This is a genomic window from Serratia sp. CY37869, assembly GCF_052168895.1.
GTDB lineage: Bacteria > Pseudomonadota > Gammaproteobacteria > Enterobacterales > Enterobacteriaceae > Serratia > Serratia ureilytica.
This window is the reverse complement of record NZ_JBJNLU010000001.1, coordinates 1,020,818-1,037,134: the sequence shown is the minus strand read 5'-3', so window position 1 is coordinate 1,037,134 and position 16,317 is coordinate 1,020,818. Positions and strand designations below refer to the sequence as shown.

General features: G+C 59.9%; 12 protein-coding genes and 1 pseudogene. 2 read left to right on the top strand and 11 right to left on the bottom strand.

Translation table 11 applies throughout. The features are described 5' to 3' along the window. Positions 1 to 3 precede the first annotated feature (3 nt). The 5 genes from phoH to putP all read right to left on the bottom strand — a co-directional run bounded on the left by phoH (position 4) and on the right by putP (position 6,553). The gene (gene phoH, locus ACJ8J1_RS04975) at positions 4 to 792 is read right to left on the bottom strand and encodes a phosphate starvation-inducible protein PhoH (protein ID WP_015378226.1); all 789 of its coding nucleotides are present in this window, start codon (positions 790 to 792) and stop codon (positions 4 to 6) included. A gap of 718 nt (positions 793 to 1,510) precedes the next feature. Beyond that, positions 1,511 to 2,809 carry an iron uptake transporter deferrochelatase/peroxidase subunit gene (gene efeB / locus ACJ8J1_RS04970; RefSeq protein WP_033643490.1) on the bottom strand — a complete coding sequence of 433 codons (1,299 nt, stop codon included), beginning with the start codon at positions 2,807 to 2,809 and terminating at the stop codon, positions 1,511 to 1,513. Between the two features lie 11 nt (positions 2,810 to 2,820). Continuing rightward, positions 2,821 to 3,957: an iron uptake system protein EfeO gene (gene efeO / locus ACJ8J1_RS04965; RefSeq protein ID WP_033643491.1), complete on the bottom strand. Its 1,137-nt coding sequence runs from the start codon at positions 3,955 to 3,957 to the stop codon at positions 2,821 to 2,823. A gap of 20 nt (positions 3,958 to 3,977) precedes the next feature. Further along, a complete protein-coding gene (efeU, locus tag ACJ8J1_RS04960) occupies positions 3,978 to 4,823 on the bottom strand; it encodes an iron uptake transporter permease EfeU (protein WP_033643493.1) in 846 nt (281 codons plus the stop codon). A 245-nt stretch (positions 4,824 to 5,068) separates the two neighbouring features. Further along, complete coding sequence (putP, locus tag ACJ8J1_RS04955; protein WP_033643494.1) at positions 5,069 to 6,553, bottom strand: sodium/proline symporter PutP; 1,485 nt, start codon at positions 6,551 to 6,553, stop codon at positions 5,069 to 5,071. A 571-nt stretch (positions 6,554 to 7,124) separates the two neighbouring features. Here putP and putA point away from each other — a divergent pair. Then, entirely contained in the window at positions 7,125 to 11,096 is a 3,972-nt protein-coding gene (gene putA, locus ACJ8J1_RS04950) for a trifunctional transcriptional regulator/proline dehydrogenase/L-glutamate gamma-semialdehyde dehydrogenase (protein WP_033643495.1), read from the top strand. Between the two features lie 187 nt (positions 11,097 to 11,283). Continuing rightward, positions 11,284 to 11,391 (top strand): annotated as a pseudogene (locus tag ACJ8J1_RS04945) (type II toxin-antitoxin system HicB family antitoxin); the annotation flags it as partial. Between the two features lie 29 nt (positions 11,392 to 11,420). On the opposite strand, the gene tcyN reads toward ACJ8J1_RS04945, so the two are convergent. The 6 genes from tcyN to ACJ8J1_RS04915 all read right to left on the bottom strand — a co-directional run bounded on the left by tcyN (position 11,421) and on the right by ACJ8J1_RS04915 (position 16,160). Continuing rightward, the gene (tcyN, locus tag ACJ8J1_RS04940; protein ID WP_033643496.1) at positions 11,421 to 12,173 is read right to left on the bottom strand and encodes an L-cystine ABC transporter ATP-binding protein TcyN; all 753 of its coding nucleotides are present in this window, start codon (positions 12,171 to 12,173) and stop codon (positions 11,421 to 11,423) included. A gap of 3 nt (positions 12,174 to 12,176) precedes the next feature. Then, positions 12,177 to 12,839: a cystine ABC transporter permease gene (gene tcyL / locus ACJ8J1_RS04935; protein WP_033643498.1), complete on the bottom strand. Its 663-nt coding sequence runs from the start codon at positions 12,837 to 12,839 to the stop codon at positions 12,177 to 12,179. Continuing rightward, on the bottom strand, positions 12,839 to 13,639 hold the full coding sequence (gene tcyJ, locus ACJ8J1_RS04930; RefSeq protein ID WP_033650878.1) for a cystine ABC transporter substrate-binding protein: 801 nt from the start codon (positions 13,637 to 13,639) through the stop codon (positions 12,839 to 12,841). The genes tcyL and tcyJ overlap by 1 nt, the downstream gene beginning before the upstream one ends. 115 nt (positions 13,640 to 13,754) lie before the next feature. Further along, entirely contained in the window at positions 13,755 to 14,747 is a 993-nt protein-coding gene (locus tag ACJ8J1_RS04925) for a D-cysteine desulfhydrase (protein WP_033643500.1), read from the bottom strand. 124 nt (positions 14,748 to 14,871) lie between these two features. Further along, the gene (gene fliZ / locus ACJ8J1_RS04920; RefSeq protein WP_033643501.1) at positions 14,872 to 15,381 is read right to left on the bottom strand and encodes a flagella biosynthesis regulatory protein FliZ; all 510 of its coding nucleotides are present in this window, start codon (positions 15,379 to 15,381) and stop codon (positions 14,872 to 14,874) included. 56 nt (positions 15,382 to 15,437) lie between these two features. Beyond that, positions 15,438 to 16,160, bottom strand: coding sequence for an RNA polymerase sigma factor FliA (locus ACJ8J1_RS04915; RefSeq protein WP_004934752.1), 723 nt, complete (start codon positions 16,158 to 16,160; stop codon positions 15,438 to 15,440). Positions 16,161 to 16,317: the final 157 nt, after the last annotated feature.

The window sequence follows — 16,317 nt, the reverse complement described above, 5'->3', positions numbered from 1 at the left end:
AGGTTAACTGTAAGCGTTGAGCGTGCGCTGGCACAAAGCGGAGCGCACGCAGTCCTGTTTTTCAAAGCGGATAACGCCGATCATCTCGTCCTCTTCGAAGCGCTCCAGGGCATCGCTGAGACCGGATTTCACGCCGCGCGGCAGGTCGCACTGGGTCACGTCGCCGTTAACGATAACCGTCACGTTTTCCCCCAGGCGGGTCAGGAACATTTTCATCTGGCTGGCGGTCACGTTCTGGGCTTCATCCAGGATAACGACCGCATTTTCGAAGGTGCGTCCGCGCATATAAGCGAACGGCGCAATCTCTACCTTGCCGATTTCCGGGCGCAGGCAGTACTGCATAAAGGAAGATCCTAAACGACGTACCAGAATGTCATACACCGGGCGGAAATAAGGGGCGAACTTCTCGGAGATATCCCCCGGCAAGAAACCGAGGTCTTCATCCGCCTGCAAAACAGGACGGGTAACGATAATCCGATCCACCTCTTTATGGATCAGCGCCTCCGCCGCCTTGGCGGCGCTGATGAATGTTTTGCCACAGCCGGCTTCGCCGGTGGCGAAGATCAGCTGCTTATTCTCTATGGCTGATAAGTAATGACCCTGAGCTTCGGTTCTAGCCTCGATGGGTGAGCTATCGCGCTTGTCTCGCGCCATGCCGATAGACTCGACTCCCCCCATTTGCACCAGCGAGGTCACAGACTCTTCTTCCAGCTGGCGATGACTACGAGCGTCACGACGAATAACGCGTTTCGCTTCACGACGTGCTTTGATCACTGCTTTCTGTCTACCCATAGTGGCACCTTACAGTTTGTTTCACCTACCGCAACGGCCAGGCCGCGCGATTATGTTTCACACACGTATTAGGTTTTGGCCTCCTCCGAGCCAATAAGAGCCAAGGGACAATGTGAATTGACGGCAACGCTTAAGCGCCGTTGCTTCACGGGACAACGCGGACTGCATCAATAAATGTGGAGTAAAAAGTGGTGAGATTCGGTAGCGATAAGAGTGCGGAGTTGCCGGTAAAAGAGAGTCGGAGAGAGAACCCTCGTTACAACGAGAAATCAGGGGGGATGTGTTATTTTTTCTTTCCAGCCCAACCAAGGACTTTACCATTAGCGATCCCCGCAGTGATATTTACAGCTTCAAGCTGTGCACCGTGTGAAAACTACCGCCAGATGATTACAGTATAATGACATTCAATCCTGTCGCGTTACTAAAATGTAAAAAAATTTTATATGTTTGGTTTTTAGTTATCGCTAAAACACTATATCACGCGCGACACGTCATTCCATAAAAATTTTTAACATATAAATTTCAACGAATTACAATTAAAAACCGCGAATGACACTTTGGTTTCTTGATTAAAATTTGCACAACCCAAAGTCGGCGTGCCCTTCAGATTTTTTAATCCGCAGGCGACGGATTGAATTGAACTCCGTCGCTTAATGTCCCGCACAATAGGCAAGTCAACGTAAAACGAGGCAGGCGAGCCCGCCTCGTCATTGCGGGTTCAGGCCTTGAGCAGGCCGCTGGCCAAATAATCGCCGCGTTCTTTCACGCCCGGCAGCACGAAGAAATACCCGCCGCCAATCGGCTTGATGTATTCCTCCAGCGCTTCGCCGTTCAGCCTTTTTTGCACCGTCAGGAAACCTTTCTCCAGATCGGCCTGATAGCAGACGAACAGCAGCCCCATTTCCAGCTGGCCGGCATTGGATACCCCCAGTGAATAGCTGTAGCCGCGTCGCAGCATCAGATTGCTTTGGCTTTCCGGCGTGCGTGGGTTAGCCAAGCGAATGTGCGCGTCCATCGGGATCACCTTGCCGTCGGGATCGTTCGCGTAATTCGGCTCGTCATGTTCATGCTTCATGCCCAGCGGCGCGCCGCTGTGCTTCTCGCGGCCGAAAATGGTTTCCTGCTCCTGCAGCGGCGTGCGATCCCAAAACTCGACGCGGAAACGAATAATACGCGCCGCCTGATAGCTGCCGCCCGCCGTCCACGCCGGTTCACCGACGCTGTCGCCGACCCACACCACTTTATCCATCAGCGGCTTGTCGTCGGTTTTCGGGTTAGCGGTGCCGTCTTTGAACCCCAACAGGTTGATCGGCGTCTCTTTGCCTTTGCTGCGCGCCGCGTGCGCGGAGATAAACCCTTCCCGCTTCCAGCGCACGCTGAGCAGATCCGGCGAATGCTTAATGATGTCGCGCAGCGCGTGGAGAGCGGTTTCGTTGGTGTTGGCGCAGATCTGCAGCAGCAGGTCGCCGTGGCAAAGCGCGGCGTCCAACGCATCGTTGGGGAAGCGCGTCATCTTCTGCAACCGCAGCGGTTTGTGCGCCTGTAGACCAAAACGTTCGTCGAACAGCGATGCGCCAACCGAGACGGTGATGGTCAGGTTGTCCGGGTAAATCTCCGGCCCCATGATGCCGGAATCGAGCGGCGGCAGCTTGGCGTCCACCTCCGGCGCCTTGCCGCCGTGGGTCAGGAAGGCGATGCGATCGGTCAGCAGCCGGAACAGGCGCTCCAGATCCGCTTTGCTGGTCGCCAGCACATCGAACGCCACCAGCATCATCGCCGCCTGTTGCGGCGTCAGCACGCCGGCCTGATGGCGGCCATAAAACGGCTGTTTCTGCCAGCGCTCATCCTGCGGCGTCGCCAACGGCTCCGCCGCGTTACCCGCCGCCTGCGCCAGGCGGCTGCCGCCCAACGCCAGCGCGCCCAGCCCCAGCCCTTGCAGCAAACGGCGCCGCGAAGGCGACGCCGCTCCCTGAGAGTGCGGATGCGGCCCGTTATTCGGGTCTGCCTTGTTGCTCATAACCGTATGCCTCAGTCCAGACCCAATACGCCGCGCAGTTGGGAAAGATCTTCCGCCAACGTGGTGATCGGCCCTTTCAACGCATTGCGATCGGCATCGGTCAGCTTCTCATAGGACTCATAGCCGTCTTTGGTTTGGTACTTCGCCAAGATGGTGTCCACGGTTTTGAAGTTGGCGTCGATCTTGTCCAGCAGCGGCTTATTGGCCTTGACCAGCAAAGGACGCAGCAGATTGACTATCTTCTGCGCGCCGTCGACGTTGGCCTGGAAATCCCACAAATCGGTGCGGCTGTAGCGATCTTCTTCACCGCTGATCTTGCTTGCCGCCACCTCTTCGATCAGCCCGGCGGCGCCGCCCACCACTTTGCTCGGCGGGAAGGTCAGTTCACTCACGCGCTTTTGCAGCTCTACGGTATCGTGGTACAGGCGATCGGCATATTTACCCATGTCTTTGGTGGAGTTGTCGGCAAACAGCGCCTTCTCCAGACGGTGGAAACCGGTGAAGTTCGGATCCGCCGATTTCTTCTCGTAGTCGTCTTCGCGGGCGTCGATGCTGCCGTCCAGATCGGAGAACAGCTCGGCGATCGGCTCGATGCGCTCATAGTGCTGGCGGGTCGGCGCATACAGCTTGCGCGCTTGTTCCACGTTGCCGGCCTTCACCGCGTCGGTAAACAGCTTGGTCTGTTTCACCAACCCATCGACTTCTTTGGTGACGTAAACCTTGTATTCGGCAATCGGGCCGACCAGGTCCAGCGCGTTCGGCTTGCCGTCGGTGGCGCCGTTGGCCGCTGCGGTGACAGTCAGTTTGCCTTTCGGGTTGCTGAGCAGCCCGCAGGTCATGTCATATTCGCCCGCCTCCAGCGTGGCGGTCATTTTCTGGGTAAAGCCCGGCGCGATGTTCTCACGCTCTTCCACCACCATCACCCCTTTCAGGATTTCCCATTCGACGTTTTTCTGGCTGGTGTTGTGCACCACAAACTGCGTTTTGCCGGCCGGCACCGTCAGCTGCATCGGTTCGCACTGCTTGTCGTTGACCGTGACCTTGACCTGCGGCACGTCCGCCGCCAAGGCGTCGATGCTCAGCGCAAACGCCGGGATAGCCAGTAATGCTGCGTGCAACGCCTTGCGGCGAAATAACGGAGTAGACATACGAGATTCCCTATTAAACATTAATGATTGATTTTACGTTGCGCCGGGGCCGCTGCCGGCTCCGCGCGCTGCGGCAGAAAGAAGAAAATCAGCGCCGGGATCAAATACAGGAAGTAGACCGCCACTTCGCTGACCGTCGGCGCTTCCTGATAACCGAGGATGCCTTCCAGCAGGGTGCCGAACAGCGAATGGGTCGACAGGGTGCTGCTGAAATCGAAGGCGATGTCCTGAAAGTGGTTCCACAGACCGGCTTCGTGGAAGGCGCGGATCGCCCCGGCGGCCAGCCCGGCGGCGACGAACAGAATGAACAGGCTGGTCCATTTGAAGAATTTGGCCAGATGCAGCTTCACCCCGCCCCAGTAAATCATCATGCCCAGCACAATGGCGGCGACCAGGCCGAGCACCGCACCGATCGGCGCTGCGGCGCCCACGTCTTGCTGAAACGCCGCCAGCAGGAAGAATACCGACTCCAACCCTTCGCGAGCGACGGCGAAGAACACCATCGCCACCAGCGCCCACCCCTGCCCTTTACCGGCGCTGAGCGCCTGATCGATCGCCCCTTCCAGATGTACCTTGACCGACCTGGAGACTTTGCGCATCCAGAACACCATATAGGTGAGGATCAGCACCGCCACCACCGCCACGATGCCTTCGAACAGCTCCTGCTGTTTCTGCGGGAACTCGCCGGTGGTCTCATTGATGAAGATGCCGAGCGCCAGACACAGCGCCGCCGCGACAATCACGCCGATCCACACCGCGCCCAGCCATTGGCTGCGCTGCGTGCGCTTCAGGTAGCTGGCGATCAGGCTGACGATCAGCGCGGCCTCCAGCCCCTCACGGAACATGATAAGAAAGGGAACGAACATAACTAATCACCCCTGAAAAGACCGCGGCGGCAGAGAAAACCGGCTCGCAATGAGCCGCGGCGAGTATGTAAAGAAACGTAAAATACAACGAGAGTGATTATCATTCTGCCAAAAAGAAATACAAGAGGCGCAAGCGTGATTTTTTCTAATCAAATGTCGCCAGGTGTTACAGCTGAATGACAGTGGCGAACAGGCAAAAAGAAGGGGCGCTCTGAGCGCCCCTTGCTGACTGACAGTGAACGGCGTTATACCGTTTTGTACTCGGCTTCCGCCTGATCGAAACGTTCGGTCATGGTGGAAGACGGCTGGCGGCCCATCAGGCTCACCACCACAATGGCCAGACAGCCCAGGATGAAGCCCGGGATGATTTCGTACAGGCCCAGCCATTCGTACTGTTTCCAGACGATCACCGTCACCGCGCCGACCAACATGCCGGCCAGCGCGCCGTTGCGGGTCATGCGCGACCACATCACCGAGATCAGCACTACCGGGCCGAAGGCGGCGCCGAAACCGGCCCAGGCGTAGCTCACCAGGCCCAGCACGCGGTTCTCCGGGTTGGCCGCCAGCGCGATGGCGACCAACGCCACCACCAGCACCATGACGCGGCCGACCCACACCAGTTCACGCTGGCTGGCGCCTTTGCGCAGGAACGCTTTGTACAGGTCTTCGGTGATTGCGCTGGAACAGACCAGCAATTGGCAGCTCAGGGTACTCATAACCGCCGCCAAAATCGCCGACAGCAGCACGCCCGCCACCCATGGGTTGAACAGCAGCATCGCCAGTTCGATGAACACGCGCTCGCCGTTTTGCGACACGTTGCCGGCCTGATCCGGGTTATTGGCAAAGTAAGCGATACCGAAGAAACCGACGGCGATGGTGCCGGCCAGGCACAGGATCATCCAGGTCATGCTGATGCGGCGCGCGCTGCGGATGGTGCGGTGAGAATCCGCCGCCATGAAACGCGCCAGGATGTGCGGCTGGCCGAAGTAGCCCAGGCCCCAACCCAGCAGCGACAGGATGGCGACGAAGTTCAGCCCCTTCAGCATGTCGAGGTTGGCCGGGTTCTGCGCCTGGATCACCAGCATCGAGGTATCGATGCCGCCGACGGCGAAGATCACGATCACCGGGGTCAGGATCAGCGCGAAAATCATCAGGCTGGCCTGCACGGTGTCGGTCCAGCTGACCGCCAGGAAACCGCCGATGAAGGTATACAGGATGGTCGCCGCGGCGCCGGCCCACAGGGCGGTTTCGTAGCTCATGCCGAAGGTACTTTCGAACAGACGCGCGCCGGCCACGATGCCGGAGGCGCAGTAAATGGTGAAGAACACCAGGATGACGATGGCCGAGATCACCCGCAGCAGCTTGCTGTTGTCTTCAAAACGGCTGGTGAAATAATCCGGCAGCGTCAGGGCATTGTTGTTGGCTTCGGTATGCACGCGCAGCCTTCCTGCCACCAGCTTCCAGTTCAGGTAAGCGCCGATGGTCAGGCCGATGGCGATCCAGCTTTCGGAGATGCCGGAGAGGAAGATGGCGCCCGGCAGGCCCATCAGCAGCCAGCCGCTCATGTCGGAAGCGCCGGCGGACAGCGCGGTCACCACGCTGCCCAGACTGCGGCCGCCGAGAATATAGTCATCAAAGTTATTGGTTGCCCGGTAGGCAAGCAGGCCGATCAGCACCATCCCGAAAATGTATACCAGGAAGGTCACCAGCATAGGTGTGCTCATTGTCATTTAATTCTCCACTTTCATTATTATTCGCGTTTCGCTCCGGCCAAGCCGGCGCCGGTAAACCCACGCGCAATGCATTTCACTGGCCGCCGCGCCGGAACGTGGCACAGCCTGCGAGCAAGTGCAGGTAAAATAGTTTCTGCCCGTAATTGTTGACCGTCGGTTATCCTAGATGAGCCTTTCATCAACCAACAAGATATTTAACAACAAAGTTACACAAAGTTTACCCTGCGTCACATTTACCGGGCTCAAAGGTTGCACTCACGACAAGCAAAATGAGTTGCACCTTGCTATTACCCTTATATACCGCAAGGTAAAGCGCCTGCGGCATCATTAACCCCGCCGCGTTCGCTCAATAACGCAACATTCGTGCCAACTGCCCGTGTTAAAAAATCGATGAAACTCACACTTCGCTCATCCGCCTGATTTAACAAGGTTGCACAAAGTTGCAACATGCAGGATATTGTCTGCATTCTTGACACCACACATCTCACGAACCTATCCCAACAGGCTTTCCGGCCTGCTGTTTGTCTAGCCTGATGGGATAGGTTCTAAACACAGGAGTTGGACAGGCATGGGCACTACCACAATGGGCGTGAAACTCGACGAGGCAACACGCGACCGGATCAAGAGCGCCGCGCAGCGCATCGATCGCACGCCGCACTGGCTCATCAAGCAGGCCATCTTTAATTACCTCGAGCGTCTCGAGAGCGGTACCGATATTCCTGAAATTCCAGCGCTGGCCGCAGCGGGCCAGCCTGAAGCGGACGACATTATGCCGCAAGCGCAGGAAGAGTCACACCAGCCATTCCTCGATTTCGCCGAACAAATTCTGCCGCAGTCGGTGACCCGCGCCGCCATCACCGCCGCGTATCGCCGCCCGGAGACCGAAGCGGTGCCGATGTTGCTCGAACAGGCGCGATTACCCGCCGATCTTGCACAGGCTACTCACAAAATGGCCTACGGCATCGCCGAGAAGTTGCGTAACCAAAAAAGTGCAAACGGCCGCGCCGGCATGGTGCAAGGCCTGCTGCAAGAGTTCTCCCTCTCCTCGCAGGAAGGCGTAGCGCTGATGTGCCTGGCGGAAGCGCTGCTGCGCATTCCGGACAAACCGACCCGCGATGCCCTGATCCGCGACAAGATCAGCAACGGCAACTGGCACTCGCACCTGGGGCGCAGCCCGTCGCTGTTCGTCAACGCCGCCACCTGGGGCCTGCTGTTCACCGGCAAGCTGGTGTCGACCCATAACGAAGCCAATCTGTCCCGCTCGCTGAACCGCATTATCAGCAAGAGCGGCGAGCCGCTGATCCGCAAAGGCGTGGACATGGCGATGCGCCTGATGGGCGAACAGTTCGTGACCGGCGAAACCATCGCCGAGGCGCTGGCCAACGCGCGCAAGCTGGAAGAAAAAGGCTTCCGCTACTCCTACGACATGCTGGGGGAAGCCGCCCTGACCGAAGCCGACGCCCAGGCCTACCTGGTTTCCTATCAGCAGGCTATCCACGCCATCGGCAAAGCCTCCAACGGCCGCGGCATCTATGAAGGCCCCGGCATCTCCATCAAGCTGTCCGCCCTGCACCCGCGCTACAGCCGCGCGCAGTACGAACGCGTGATGGAAGAGCTTTACCCGCGCCTGCTGTCGCTGACCCTGCAGGCACGCCAGTACGATATCGGCATCAATATCGACGCCGAAGAGGCCGACCGTCTGGAGATCTCGCTCGATCTGCTCGAGAAGCTGTGCTTCGAACCGCAGTTGGCCGGCTGGAACGGCATCGGCTTCGTGATTCAGGCCTACCAGAAACGCTGTCCGTTCGCCATCGACGCAGTGATCGACATGGCGCAACGCAGCCGCCGTCGCCTGATGATACGTCTGGTGAAAGGCGCCTACTGGGACAGCGAAATCAAACGCGCCCAGATGGACGGCCTGGAAGGCTACCCGGTATACACCCGCAAGGTGTACACCGACGTTTCCTATCTGGCCTGCGCCCGCAAGCTGCTGTCGGTGCCGAACCTGATCTACCCGCAGTTCGCGACCCACAACGCCCATACGCTGAGCGCCATTTATCACCTGGCCGGCAACAACTACTACCCTGGTCAGTATGAGTTCCAGTGCCTGCACGGCATGGGTGAACCGCTCTACGAACAGGTGGTGGGCAAAGTGGCCGACGGCAAACTGAACCGCCCTTGCCGCATCTACGCGCCGGTCGGCACCCATGAAACGCTGCTGGCTTACCTGGTGCGCCGCCTGCTGGAAAACGGCGCCAATACCTCGTTCGTCAACCGCATCGCCGACGCCACCCTGCCACTCGACGAGCTGGTGGCCGATCCGGTCAGCGCCGTGGAAGCGCTGGCGGCCAGCGAAGGTCAAATTGGCCTGCCGCATCCGCGCATCCCGCTGCCGCGCGAGCTGTACGGCGAGAAGCGCACCAACTCCAGCGGTCTGGATCTGTCCAACGAACAGCGTCTGGCTTCGCTGTCCAGCGCCCTGCTCACCAGCGCCAGCCATCCATGGCGCGCGGAACCGATCATCGACGCCGAGTTGGATCAGGGCGTCGAACAGCCGGTGATCAACCCGGCCGAACCGGGCGATGTGGTCGGCTACGTGCGTGAAGCCACCGAAGGCGAAGTCAGCCGCGCGCTCGACGCCGCCGCGGCCGCCGGCCCAATCTGGTTCGCCACACCGCCGACGGAGCGCGCCGCGATCCTCGAACGCGCCGCCGAGCTGATGGAAAGCCAGCTGCAAAGCCTGCTGGGCATTCTGGTGCGCGAAGCGGGTAAAACCTTCAACAACGCCATCGCCGAAGTGCGTGAAGCGGTCGATTTCCTGCACTACTACGCCGGCCAGGTACGCGACGATTTCGCCAACGACAGCCATCGCCCGCTGGGCCCGGTGGTCTGTATCAGCCCGTGGAACTTCCCGCTGGCGATCTTCACCGGCCAAATCGCCGCCGCGCTGGCGGCGGGCAACAGCGTGCTGGCCAAACCGGCCGAGCAAACGCCGCTGGTGGCCGCGCAGGCGGTGCGTATCCTGCTGGAAGCCGGCATTCCGCAAGGCGTGCTGCAGCTGCTGCCGGGCCAGGGTGAAACCGTCGGCTCAACGCTGGTTAACGACGCCCGCGTCCGCGGCGTGATGTTTACCGGCTCCACCGACGTCGCCGGCATTCTCCAGCGCAGCATCGCCGGTCGTCTGGATCCGCAAGGCCGTCCGACGCCGCTGATCGCCGAAACCGGCGGCCTGAACGCCATGATCGTCGACTCCTCCGCCCTGACCGAACAGGTGGTGACCGACGTGGTGGCCTCCGCCTTCGACAGCGCCGGGCAGCGTTGCTCCGCGCTGCGTATCCTGTGCATTCAGGAAGACGTGGCCGAGCACACGCTGCAAATGCTGCGCGGCGCGATGGCCGAATGCCGCATGGGCAACCCGGAACGCCTGTCTACCGACGTGGGCCCGGTGATCGACGCCGAAGCCAAAACCGGCATCGAACGCCACATCCAGGCGATGCGCGCCAAAGGCCGCAAGGTATACCAGGCCGCCAAAGGCAGCGCGCAGGATGAGAAAGAGTGGGCGCGCGGCACCTTCATCAAGCCGACGCTGATCGAGCTCGACAGCTTCGACGAGCTGCAGAAAGAGATCTTCGGCCCGGTGCTGCACGTGGTGCGCTTCCAGCGCAACAATCTGGACGCGCTGGTCGATCAGATCAACGCCGCCGGTTATGGCCTGACGCTGGGCATTCACACCCGTATCGATGAAACCATCGCCCGGGTGACCGAACGCGCCAAGGTCGGCAACCTGTACGTCAACCGCAACATGGTCGGCGCAGTGGTCGGCGTGCAGCCGTTCGGCGGCGAAGGCCTGTCGGGCACCGGCCCGAAAGCCGGCGGCCCGCTGTACCTGTACCGTCTGCTGGCCAACCGTCCGGACGACGCGGTGCAACGTACGCTGCACCGCCAGGACGAAGAGCGCCCGATGGAAGCCACCGCGCGGCCGCAGCTGCTGGGCGCGCTGCAATCGCTGGAGAAGTGGGCGGTCACCAGCCAACAAGGCGAACTGGCGGCATTGGCGCAACGTTATGCGGAACTGGGCCAGGGCGGCACCGTACGTCCGCTGCCGGGCCCGACCGGCGAGCGCAACACCTATGCCCTGCTGCCGCGTGAACGCGTGCTGTGCCTGGCGGATAACGAAACCGACGCGCTGATCCAGCTGGCCGCCGTGCTGGCGGTTGGCAGCTGCGCGCTGTGGCCGGAAGCGGAACTGCAACGCAATCTGTTCCGCCGCTTGCCGAACGATGTGCAGGCGCGCATCGCCTTCAGCAAAGACTGGCAGCAGGACAAGGTCGAGTTCGACGCCGCCATCTACCACGGCGATGCCGACCAGCTGCGCACCCTGTGCGAGCAGATCGCCCAGCGCGGCGGCGCCATCGTCTCGGTGCAGGGCTTCGCCCACGGTGAAACCAACATCCTGTTGGAACGCCTGCTGATCGAACGTTCCCTGAGCGTCAACACCGCCGCCGCCGGCGGTAACGCCAGCCTGATGACCATCGGTTAACGCATCCTCAAGGCTGCACGCGTTGCAGCCTGATGGGCTTACCGCTAGGCAAACCCTGCACTCGTGCAGGGTTTTTTATTGTCCGCAGGCCGATCGGCCGTTAGCGTCTTGTTATCCTTACAGGGTGGGCGTCGCTCATGGACGATAACAACATAGACGGATTACTCTGCTTGAAAGGCCGCGTCAGCGCGCTACGAGACGCATTGACTTTCGGGTTCGGCAATATCCGGGATACGGCAGCCGCAGCGGATTTCTCGCCGCCGCCGCGCGAAACGAATGGTTGAAAGCGGAGTGAATGCGGTCGGGGGAAACGCCCCCGCCGCCTTATTGATTCCGGAACTTGTCGAGGAATTGCTGGGTGCGTTGATGCTGCGGATTGGCGAACAGCGCTTTCGCCGGGCCCTGTTCGACGATGCGGCCGTGATCCATAAAGATAACCCGATCGGCCACGTCGCGAGCGAAGCTCATCTCATGGGTGACGATCACCATGGTGCGTTTCTCTTCCGCCAGTGAGCGCATGGTATTGAGCACTTCCCCCACCAGCTCGGGATCGAGCGCCGACGTCGGCTCGTCGAACAAAATCACCTCCGGCTGCATCGCCAGCGCGCGCGCGATAGCCACCCGCTGCTGCTGCCCGCCGGACAGCCGACGCGGATAAGCCGCCTCTTTGCCGCTCAGGCCCACTTTGGCCAGCAACGCGCGAGCACGCTGTTCGGCGCTGGCTTTCGCCTCGCCTTTAACGATAACCGGCCCTTCAATGATGTTTTCCAGCACCGAACGGTGCGGAAACAGGTTGAAGTTCTGGAACACGAAACCGACCTGCTGACGCAGCGCGCGTACCTGATTTTTCTGTTTGCTCAGCGGCTTGCTGCCGTCGATCCGGATATCGCCGACGCGGATGGTGCCGGAATCCGGCTCCTCCAGCAGGTTGATACAGCGCAACAAGGTGGTTTTCCCGGAACCGCTCGGCCCGATGATCGCCACCACTTCGCCGGCGTCCACCGCCAGATCGATCCCATGCAGCACCGTCTGACCTTTGAACTGCTTGGTCAATTGCTTAACTTCAATGGCACTCATGCGCTACTCCTGATCCTGGCGATTAACGTGGGCTTCCAGACGGTTTTGCAGTGCGGAAAGCAGGGTCGCCATCACCCAGTAAATCAGCGATGCCGCCAGGTACATGGTGAACACTTCCAGCGTGCGCGAGGTGATGAGCTGCGCCTGGCGGAACAGTTCCGGCACCTGAATGGTGGCGGCCAGCGAAGTGTCTTTCACCAGGCCGATAAAACTGTTGCCCAGCGGCGGCAAGGCGGTGCGCGCCGCCTGCGGCAGGATCACCCGGCGCAGGGTTTGCCAACGGGTCATGCCGATGCTGGCGGCGGCTTCCCACTGCCCTTTATCGATCGACGAAATCGCCGCGCGCAGCGTTTCTGAGGTGTAAGCGGCGGTATTGAGCGACAGGCCAATCAGCGCCGCCGGGAAGGGATCGAATTCAACGCCGAACTGCGGCAGACCGTAATAGATCATAAACAGCTGGGCGATCAGCGGCGTGCCGCGGAACAGCGATACGTAAATGCGCGACAGCCACGACAGCGGCCAAAGCGGCGAAAGGCGCATCAGCGCCAGCAGAAAACCGAGCAACAGGCCGAACGCCATACCGCCCAGGCTAAGCTGCAGCGTCAGTATGGCGCCCTTCAATAAAAATGGCGCTGAATCCAGCGCCAGTTGAATACTTTCGTGCATTATTTAGTTACGTCCGCGCCAAACCATTTTTCGGAGATCTTCGCCAGCGTGCCGTCTTTTTGCATCTCGGCGATCGCCTGGTCAATCGCGGCCAACAGCTCTGGGTTATTCTTGCGCAGCGCCACGCCGGACTCCTGGCGGGAGAATGCCGGGCCGGCTACCGCCAGCGTATCGCCGGTTTTCTTCACCAGATCCAGCGCCGCCAGACGGTCCACCAGAATGGCGTTGATACGGCCGACGCGCAGATCCTGATACTTGGTCGGATCATCGTCGTAAGTGCGCACGTCTACACCCTGCACGTTCGCACGCAGCCATTGCTCATAGTTGGTGCCTAGGCCAACGCCGACCTTCTTGCCCTTCAGGTCTTCCGGCTTGGTGATCGTGCCTTCGTTGCCCTTTTTCACCAGCGCCTGAATGCCGGAAACGGTGTAAGGGGTGGAGAAGTCATACTTCTTCTTGCGCTCATCGGAGATTGTCACCTGGTTGATCACCACGTCGATGCGTTTTGACTCCAGCGACGCCAGCATGCCGTCCCACTTGGTCGGGTTCAGCTTGGCTTTCACGCCCAGATGTTGCGCCAGCGCGTTGGCGAAATCCACTTCGAAACCGGTCAATTTGCCGTCTTCACCCTGGAAGCTGAACGGCGGATAGGTGCCTTCCAGCCCAACGATCAGCGTGCCGCGCTGTTTCACCTGCTGCAGCAGGTTATCGGCGGCGTAGGTTTGCGTCGTTACACCGGCGGCCAACGCAATACCCACCACGCCCAACAACCATTGACGACGAACTTTCGCAAACATCATAAACACCCCTGTGTGTTATTTATCTTTTTTGATATCAGCACTTTAACAGTGCGACCGCCCGCATAAAGGAATATAACTTTATAAATATAGTTCAAAATGGAATAACAAGCGGCATTTACACCTGCGGATGGTAGGCGAACAGCGCCGGCGCACCGCCGGTGTGAACGAACAGGATGGGCCCTTCGTCGCGGAAACGCCGCTGGGCGATGCCGTCGATCAAACCGGCCATCGCTTTGCCGGTATATACCGGATCCAGCAATACCCCCTCTTGCTGCGCCAGCAGCTGCACCGCCGCCATGCCTTCTTCATTCGGCATGCCGTACTGCGGCGCGAAGTAATCGTCCCACAGCGCGATCGGCGCCAGTTCGTCGATATTCAGCGAACAGGCCAGGGCTTTCTGGATTTGTTCCACCTTCGGCAACTGATCGATCACGGTGCGCGAGACCGTCACGCCGATCAACTCGGTTTCGGGCAGCAGCTGTTGCAGCCCCACCGCCAGCCCGGCGTGGGTGCCTGCGCTGCCGGACGCCACCACCACCGAACTGAACGCCACGTTGCTGCGTTGGCTCTGTTCGGCGATTTCCAATGCGCACTGCACGTATCCCAGCGCGCCCAGCGCATTGGAGCCGCCCACCGGCACCACGTAAGGCCGGAAGCCCTGCGCCTCGAGGCGCGTCGCCAGCTCCGCCAGCTGCTGCTGCGGATCGTGCAGCGCTTCGCACATCACCACTTCGGCGTTGAACAAGCCGAGCAACAGGCGGTTGCCGTTGGTCAGGTAGTTTTCCGCGCGGGTATCGATAGGGTTTTCCAGCAGCGCGACACAGTGCAGGCCCAGTTTCGCCGCCACCGCCGCCGTCTGGCGCACGTGATTGGATTGAATGGCGCCGGCGGTAACCAGCGTATCTGCGCCTTGCCTCAGCGCATCGGCAGCCAGAAACTCAAGCTTTCTCAGCTTGTTGCCGCCCAGGGCCATAGGGGTGACATCGTCACGTTTAAGGTAGATTTCACGGCCGAGATAATCGGAGAGACGGGACAGTTTTTCCAGCGGCGTGGCGACGCCAACCAGATCCAGACGCGGAAATTGCGCCAGTTGTTGTTGCAGGTTCACTACTTCCCCCCAGGGAATCGAGTATCAACATCTGATAACCGATAGATTTAGCAGATGTGAACTGAATAATCATCCTTTATCACGGGGGGATCCGCAGACCCCGGCCCAGCGGCCGGGGAAAATCTCAGTAGCTGCGCTGCCAGGCGAGATACTGATCGTATTTGCGCAGCGCAATGCGGTAGTTGTTGTGCGCTGCGGTAGGCAGATCGTCGATAATGCGCTGATGGCTGGCGCAGTTGGCGAACTTGTCTGCCGGGTAATTACGCGCCACCAGCATTTCGTCCAGCCGGCGCAGCCGCACCACGTACTCGCGAATGGTGCTGTGGCTCATCTCGGTCTGTTCGAACAGATACTGCTTGAACGCCATGATGTCGAAATAGCTCGGGTGGCTGTTGCAGGAAATCTCGCTGCAAAAGCGGCACAGTGCGGTCAGCTCATGCTGCACGTTTTGCCAGACCGCATCGTCGATCGGCTGATCCATGCGCGCGATGGCTTCTTTATTGATTATCTTGCCGCGAAACACCAGCGCCATGCGGTCCAACAATTTACCGCACTGGGAGCAATGGGTCTGGCTGTGCTTGTAATCTTTCAGGTAACGGCTAAGCGGCCGTTTCTTCAACAGTATTCCTGGCATAAGGGGCAGTCCGATTGTCGCATGAGTCATCGAGTTGAGGGGGCGGCAGCCCGCCGTCAGGTATCGTTCGCCAGCCGCGCACGCAGCCGTTTGATCGCCTGACTGTGCAGTTGACTGACGCGGGATTCCCCGACGTCCAGCACGGCGCCGATCTCTTTGAGATTCAACTCTTCCTGGTAATACAGCGTCAGCACCATTTTTTCGCGCTCCGGCAACGCCTCGATGGCGTCGATCACTCGCTGGCGCAGGCTGCCTTCCAACAGGTGATGCAGCGGGTTGGCCTCTTCATGCCCTTCCAGCATCGGTTCCGCGTTTTCGCCATGCTCCTCGCGCCATTCGTCGTAAGAGAAAAGCTGGCTGTTATTGGTGTCCAACAGAATTTGACGGTACTCATCCAGCGAGATATTCAGCGTCTGCGCCACTTCCGTCTCGCTCGCCGGCCGGCCATAACGCTGTTCCAGTTGCCGCATCACCTGCGCGACCTCGCGCGCGTGGCGCCGCACGCTGCGCGGCACCCAGTCGCGGCTGCGCAGCTCGTCGAGCATCGCGCCGCGAATGCGCTGCACCGCATAGGTGGTAAAGGCGGTTCCCTGTAGGGCGTCATAACGCTCAACGGCGTTCAATAACCCGATTCCCCCGGCCTGCAGCAAGTCGTCAAGCTCCACGCTGGCGGGCAACCTGACCTGCAGGCGCAGCGCCTCGTGGCGCACTAACGGGACGTAGCGCAGCCAGAGAGAATTTTTGTCCATCACGCCTTCGGCGGTATACAGATCGCTCACTATGTCTTAAACCTGCGGATAAGAGAGTCAGCGCTATTATGCGTAGGGGGCGAAATGCCAATCGGCTGAACAGTCGCACAAAACGGGCTTTATTTGCGCCATGTAATAACCGCGCGGTGCGCGAGCATAAAAAAACCCCGCCGAAGCGGGGTTTCTT